At 40.4% G+C, this 6,168-nt stretch carries 6 protein-coding genes; 1 reads left to right on the top strand and 5 read right to left on the bottom strand.

Annotated features, from left to right (window positions below):
* Nucleotides 1-236: hypothetical protein (locus EDM53_RS06290; protein ID WP_165379691.1), on the top strand; the 236-nt coding region annotated here is incomplete at its 5' end.
* Nucleotides 237-1,023: 787 nt separating this feature from the next.
* Here the strand turns inward: EDM53_RS06290 and EDM53_RS05845 are convergent.
* From EDM53_RS05845 to EDM53_RS05820, 5 genes are all read right to left on the bottom strand, one after another.
* Nucleotides 1,024-2,112: an Rpn family recombination-promoting nuclease/putative transposase gene (locus EDM53_RS05845; RefSeq protein WP_130122716.1), complete on the bottom strand. Its 1,089-nt coding sequence runs from the start codon at nucleotides 2,110-2,112 to the stop codon at nucleotides 1,024-1,026.
* An 89-nt stretch (nucleotides 2,113-2,201) separates the two neighbouring features.
* Nucleotides 2,202-3,650, bottom strand: a complete 1,449-nt coding sequence (locus EDM53_RS05840) for a hypothetical protein (protein WP_165379690.1) — start codon at nucleotides 3,648-3,650, stop codon at nucleotides 2,202-2,204.
* A 71-nt stretch (nucleotides 3,651-3,721) separates the two neighbouring features.
* The gene (locus EDM53_RS05835; RefSeq protein ID WP_130122714.1) at nucleotides 3,722-3,910 is read right to left on the bottom strand and encodes a hypothetical protein; all 189 of its coding nucleotides are present in this window, start codon (nucleotides 3,908-3,910) and stop codon (nucleotides 3,722-3,724) included.
* Nucleotides 3,911-4,247: 337 nt separating this feature from the next.
* Entirely contained in the window at nucleotides 4,248-4,568 is a 321-nt protein-coding gene (locus tag EDM53_RS05825) for a hypothetical protein (RefSeq protein ID WP_130122713.1), read from the bottom strand.
* The gene (locus EDM53_RS05820; protein WP_207215502.1) at nucleotides 4,558-5,301 is read right to left on the bottom strand and encodes a division plane positioning ATPase MipZ; all 744 of its coding nucleotides are present in this window, start codon (nucleotides 5,299-5,301) and stop codon (nucleotides 4,558-4,560) included. The genes EDM53_RS05825 and EDM53_RS05820 overlap by 11 nt, the downstream gene beginning before the upstream one ends.
* Between the last annotated feature and the right edge of the window lie 867 nt (nucleotides 5,302-6,168).

Here is a 6,168-nt window from a genome sequence, read left to right as displayed (position 1 = left end):
GGGAAGAACACTTCCAGTATCTGTATGAATCGTATCTGCTCAAGAAGCATATTGGTCTCAGCAGCCCAGAGATCAATCACTCTATCACAAATAAGCTGAAACGTGCTACTGAGCACTCATCAGGAGACCTGCAGCTACTCGAAACACTCCAAGAGTTGGATAAAAAGATCGATGTACTGCCTGCAAGCTCGTTGCTTTCTGGCGTGCTAGATAAGGACTCACCAACACTCCACTAACACAATAATAGGCCCATAAATAATACTTGGGCCTATTCTCACCCGTCCCCCCACAAAGAGGCTGTCATCGGATGTGAGTCATAGCGAGGCAATGAATAGACCTCCACAAGGTGCCCTGCTCTCGTGTTAACATATTATCCATGTTCTGGTTTAGTAGACAGTGTTAGCAAAGGTGAATGGATCCCCGCTTTTGCGGGTTGATGACAAGGCAAGTGCCGAGAATGACAAAGGAAAAGTGGGGGAATGGTAAAGGCATACATTCTTCTTCAGCCCCCTCTTATCCTAAGAATATGTCTGCCAAGACATATCAAAAATAACATACACTTGTTGTGGATGGGTGGGATTAAAAGTGCGTTAGAGGTCAATCGCCCGTTGTACCAACAAGCCTAAGATCGGGCAGTCATTATGTGTGTCCGAAGTGACCCCCTTGGTCTGGACAAGAAAGCGACACATTTAAGAGAAGAATGGTCAGCTAGAGCTGAACTATTATGTAACACGCCTTGGTTAACGCTGTATAATTGCACTAGTTCCGCCACTGTCCTATCACCTTCTACCATTGCTAGGTCTGCTTTGAACTTTACACTTTTGGGGTGAACCTTTCTTATTTTAGACATGCTTCCATACCTTTCTTTTTTGGTTGCTTCTATACACCTTCTTCTCTTAATCAACTGTACAGTTTTCGGGGGGGCACCTCAGTGCTCACGGACAGTGCCGCCAAATACCGGGGCCCCTTCAATTAGGCGCTCGCCTATCCAAATTTGCACACAAACTGGGCACCTCGTACTGCTCACTCGTCAATCAGTCCCCTAACCTCTTCCTCTGTCAACCCTGTTGCCTCCCTCACCTTCCCCAGCTCCATACCCATGCTCAGCAGATGCTTCGCTATCTTGGCTATCGATAAGGCTTTCTCACCCTCACCTTCAGACCTTCCTATCGCTATGCCTTGCGCTATCCCTTGCGCTATCCCTTGCGCTATCCCTTCTTCCTTACCTTGCGCTATGCCTTGCGCTATCCCTTGCGCTATGCCTTCCTCTCTTCCTTCTTTTCTTCCCTTTTCCATAGCATCCTGACGCTTCTTTTCAAATGCCGAGTCCTCAAACCTCCAAAATGCTAAGTGCGACTCATATATCTCCCTCTCTACATTCGTCATCTGCAGCTCTTTCATCACTTGTAACGCTTTCTTCATCTCTGGTAGCGATAGTCCCTTCGGTAACCTCTTGGGATCCAGTAACGCATATTTCGTCAACACCGCCACCCATTTATCCAGCATCTCCTTCGCCTTCCCTACTACTTCGTATATGTCTTCTACGTCTTTCTCTGCGTACTTGCTTAGCTCTATCGTGTGTATCTCTATATCCTTAAATCCTCCTACATGTGTATCCTTGTCCAACAACACAAATCTATGATGATACTTGTTCGGTGCATGTACACTCCAGCCCTTCTCCTTCTCATAGTCTATCGCTGTAAAGTTCAATATATGTATCGCTATCGTTCTCTTCAGATCCCTGTACTTCCCTGATACCCCTATCTGATTAGAGTATACTCTCGCCCAACCATACAATCCTCTCTTGTGATAATCCAGCTCATCTGCTAGCTGCATCTCTACCAAAAAGTACGTCCCAGTATGCTTGTTCCTTGCTTTAACATCTAAAATAGATAGCTTGTCTTTCTTAAAGTTTCTTTCGTTGTAGGGATTTAACAGCTCTATTTCGCTTATCTGATCCTCCTCAGATACTATAGAATTTAGCAGTGATATCAGTATGTCGGCATTTGTTTCAACTCCAAATATCTTCTTAAATGCTACGTCGATGAGAGGATTGATCATGTACACGTCGTTGTACTTCATCCGCTTTGTTTTGCTTCCTTTTTGTTTCATCTTGTTACTCCTGTGTGTTGCTATGTAATGACATTATACATCATAGGTACCTTCTTGCAATGCCTCTCCTTCTTCCTCCACATCTAGTTCTAACTCTCCCTTCTCTCCTCTACAAGAAGTACACTTATATTTTGCTCCAGTTCCTTTACACTACCCTCCATTATGCTTCTCTTCAGCTTCTTCAGCCCCTCTAGCACCTCTAAACACACTCCTCTTCTCTTTATCCCTACATCCAGCCTCTCCTCTAAGTCTTCCAATAACTCTGGTCTACTCTTCCCTGTCTCCTTCTTCAGTACATATTGCTCATATAACATATCGTACAGCCACTTGTTCCTTTCATCGTATACCAACCTCTCACTGCTTAGATAATAACCTCCCCTTATGTACGTCCTTATTCCATATCTGTCTCTGTCCTCCTCAAATCCCTCTTCTAACACGTACCTCCTAAACTCCTCTTCCTCACACCTCTTCACCTTCGCCACCAATGTCAATTCCTCTACCGCCTTTTCTATTATCTCCTTCTTCTCTTGTTTTATGTTTTCTCTCACCATGTACCTGTCTGCACTCCTGTCTCCTACTCCGTATCCTCCTCCCAGTATCTCCTCCACTACATCCTTTCTGATTAGCCAGCTAAATACCGCTTTAAAACCCTTCTTTGTGCTCTTCTCTCCCATCAAAAACTTGCTGCTGTTCACAGTCCGTGCATAGTCCCTCCATTTCTCCATGTCTCTCCCAAAGATTCCCACGTATAGCTCTTGCAGTTCCTTTGACATCCTTGCGTTGCTATATCCCCTGATTGGCGATAGGCTGTACCTGAATTCTTCGTTCCATACGTCTGCCATTTGTTGTCCTACCTTAGTCGCCTCCATTTCCTCTGTTATTGTTGTCTCCGATGTTCCCGAAGTACCTCCCACATTGCTAGAGGCGACTCTGCCCTTTTCCTTCCTAATGTTTTTTATATCAAATAGCTCTTCTTCTTTCTTTTTAGTGCTTTCTGGTCCTTCCGTCCTTATAGAAGAAGATCCTTTTGTATAGTTATTCCTTTGCTTACTATTATAGATTGATCGATCTTCGACTAATCGATTGGTTAACTTTGAGAAATTTTTTTTAGAACCAGATTCTACAGGTTTCAGGATAGAATTAAGCTTATTAAGATCAATGGTGTACCATTTGGTATGATTGTACTTTTTAGCGTTTACTTTCTTGGAAATCAGCAGCCCATCCTTTTCTAAAGAAGCAATAATTTTTTTAATTTTATACTGACTCAAAAATGAGAACTGCTCTTGCCATTTCTTAATTGAATTGTATATCCATAAACCCTCCTCCCCTTCTACTTCATGACCGCTCACTTTCATCCAATACTGAATGCGTGTAAGTATTAGCGCTTTTTCATAACCTATATGGCAAAGAGATGCAGGTATTACAAAAAAATTGTCTTTAGGAAACAAGTTGTTAGTTTCCACGTTAGATAGTGTAGCCACTTTTATTACCTTTTTAATAAAAAATTTATTAAAAAGGCGCAGAACACGCTTGACCAAGTACCATACTTCAGCTAATATGTACGGTAGTTGATGGCGTGTCTCCCCGCTAAGGTTCGCGCCTTCATACTTTACTCGTTGGGTTTCAGCTTTTTCAGCAACTCATTGCGGTCCTCTTCCATTTTTTTCTCGATGGCTTCTACAAACCACCTGGTTTTGTTTGCAAAAATTTCCTTCAGATGGTTGTTTAACACCAGCACAAGCTCAACAGGTAGCTCTACTGAGTAGCGCCTGGTCTTGCTTTTTTGTAATAAACTCATTGACCTACTGAAGTTGTATGACTTGAAAAGTACTCATAGTTCTACACGTTTATACTATAAAATTTTCGCTGTCAAATTTATTGTAACTTTTTTTGCAAATATTTTACTTACTTATGAAAATAAAGTCTAGTAAACTCATCCAGGCTCACATGCCTCAATTATTGGAAATTGGCCAATCAATATTGTATTTATGTCCTGAATATTCTGTGTGGCTCAGCTGTAAATACAGCAGGTCTGATAAAATAACCAACATACTTAGTTAGTCCAAATGTAAAGAACAACGAGGCTTATGTCAGCGAAATATGAAAATCAGTTTCAATTTTAAAGCAATTAAAACCTATTTGGTCTTTGATAGTAGGTCACTAATAATTTTATCCACTGCTTCACATATAGCATTTCTTGCGATTTTTTGTTGGCTTTGGTTCGTTACTTCCTTTATATACTGAAGTTTAATAATATATTTTTCCGGCAAACTTACAGTAAAAGCTTTTTTCACATCGTCTCTACAATATTCTAGATTCCAAGGAAGAGCGCCATTAGTTATGATGCTGTCTGAAGCCACGCGCTCCTTTGGGAGTTGGTTCGCAGCTTTAATAAAGGCATCACGTTCGAGGATTTCCTTGCTTGGGGGTTTGCTTGTGATCTTGTTATGTTCCATGCACTACCTCCTTATAGAATTGTTCAAACTCCTCATTGGCTTTCAGATCTTGTTTTGCTAACTCGTTTATTGATAAACCGTTTTTTGCTGCCTTCCGATATATGATGCGGTCACGAAGAATGGTTTTACAAAGTACGAAATTTTCAAAATCATTTTTGATTGCTTGTTCTGATTCAGTTACCTCATTGACGGTCGGATTGGTGCTCGCCCTGTTAAATAATACGAATGATTTGAGACTCTTGTTATAGATTTTCGCTTGCGTAATGAGGTTGTCTAACACGCCTAAAGTCCATACATCAAACTGGGAAGCCTGAATAGGAATATATAAAAATTCTGCAACGGTCATAGAAGCTCTAAGTTCTAGACTGTCGCGTCCTCCTGCATCTATGATTATGTCTTCATATCTATTTTTAAGATCGTTGATTTCATACACTATAGCGTCACCAAATTTCTGTACATTTGGTATTCTAGGAATTTCCTTCAAATCATCGCTTACTATGTTTTTGAGCTTACCTGGAAAATCAATAGAGCTTTTTATTAGTGTGTCTCTTGTGTTGCTCCAGAAACTCGCACTACCTTGCTTGTCTGTATCTATTAGTAGTACATCTCTCCTGTTTTGTTTCAAATATACCGCTAAATTTGTTGCTATAGTGGTCTTCCCTGTTCCACCCTTTTCGCCGCCTATCAAAACAATCATTACGCTTTTTATATAAATAACCATACTGTACAACATAATACAACACCACAAAGCTGTTGTCAATGGTTTAAATATTAATAGTTATGATATTAATGAATAATAGTTAATTTGTTATTAACACCTCAGAACATAACTAATTACAATAATTATAATATTAACTTAACTATGTACTTAATGGTATAAGTATTAATAACTATTATGTTGTTAACATAATACAACACAATAGAACTGTTAATGCTGCTGATCATGCGGGTTGTAATGGGCATCTCTACCTCACTCTCGCTGAAGATTTGTAAGGCGGGCAGGCTATCAAGAAAGTGTATACTTGAATGTTCGATCTTCGGAGAAACCCTACATAGTAGGGAAAAGGTCCAATTGTAAGTCGGGTAGCAAGAAGAACTGCTATTTTTTGTTGTCTGTTTTATACATTTCAAAGAAGTTCTGCAAAGCGTGCCCCATGGTAATACCATTCAATGCACACCATGACTTGAATTGCTTTGCAAAAAGTGGTGGGACTCTAACGTTAAGAGGCACTGTCTTTTCCCTGGGGATTGGTGACGCAGTTTGGTCTGATTGAGGAGAGGGTGTGTTTTTTGTCATTATGTGTTTTTACTTTTTTGTTTAGCCAGTCCACAGATCATCATACACAAATTCGTGTGACAAAGCAATAGCCTAGGGGTGTGTGATGTTTTAGTACCAAAACGTTATGATATCTTGACGTCCAAGATGAGATATGATACATTAATATAAGATGTTGTAGAACAGCACTCAAAACAATACATATTGAGGTAAATAAAATGAGCAAATGAAATAAGAGAAAACAAGAGTGGTCTGAGAGATTTGTGTCAGACCACTAGGAGGCTGTGATGAACAGACACCATGACAAGTTGAGGTTATCATAAG

Origin of the sequence: Rickettsiales endosymbiont of Peranema trichophorum (assembly GCF_004210275.1) — a bacterium.
Lineage (GTDB): Bacteria > Pseudomonadota > Alphaproteobacteria > Rickettsiales > Midichloriaceae > RICK02.
The sequence above is the reverse complement of the archived record's forward strand: the minus strand, read 5'-3'. Positions and strand labels throughout refer to the sequence as shown.

Excerpts from the sequence above, each read along its gene's own strand:
- EDM53_RS05825 (WP_130122713.1), bottom strand. The coding sequence starts at position 4,568 with ATGGAACATAACAAGATCACAAGCAAACCCCCAAGCAAGGAAATCCTC.
- EDM53_RS05835 (WP_130122714.1), bottom strand. The coding sequence starts at position 3,910 with ATGAGTTTATTACAAAAAAGCAAGACCAGGCGCTACTCAGTAGAGCTA.
- EDM53_RS05820 (WP_207215502.1), bottom strand. The coding sequence starts at position 5,301 with ATGTTGTACAGTATGGTTATTTATATAAAAAGCGTAATGATTGTTTTG.
- EDM53_RS05845 (WP_130122716.1), bottom strand. The coding sequence starts at position 2,112 with ATGAAACAAAAAGGAAGCAAAACAAAGCGGATGAAGTACAACGACGTG.